Annotated in this window: 1 pseudogene; it reads right to left on the reverse strand. The window is 67.6% G+C overall.

The window, feature by feature from the left end:
* Nucleotides 1-395, reverse strand: a pseudogene (locus V5F61_RS21200) (IS3 family transposase); the annotation flags it as partial.

Genomic DNA, 395 nt, shown 5'->3' on the forward strand with positions numbered 1-395 from the left:
TGGCCGCATGGGGATCGTCATGGGCGCCCGCGTCCCGATGGCCCGCTTGCGGCCACCCCGCCGTCGCACCTTCAGGCGCTCCTCTCGATAGAGACGGAACAGGCGCTTGTGGTTGACCACGAAGCCCTCTCGCCTCAGCAGCACGTGCAGGCGCCGAGAGCCGAAGCGCCGCCGCTCATGGGCGAGCGCCTTCATGCGCTCGCGCAGGGCGCCGTCGTCGACCCGCTTCGCCTGCTATCTCATGGTCATGCGGCAGAAGCCGGTGGCTTTACACGCCCGCCGTTCGCTCATCCCGTGATGCGCCACGAGATGCGCGACGGCTTTGCGCTCGGCAGCGGGCGTCACCACTTCTTTCCCAGGAGGTCCTTCAGCGCCACATTATCGAGCATCGCGTT

Origin of the sequence: Xanthobacter sediminis (assembly GCF_043195015.1) — a bacterium.
Taxonomy (GTDB): Bacteria; Pseudomonadota; Alphaproteobacteria; order Rhizobiales; family Xanthobacteraceae; genus Xanthobacter.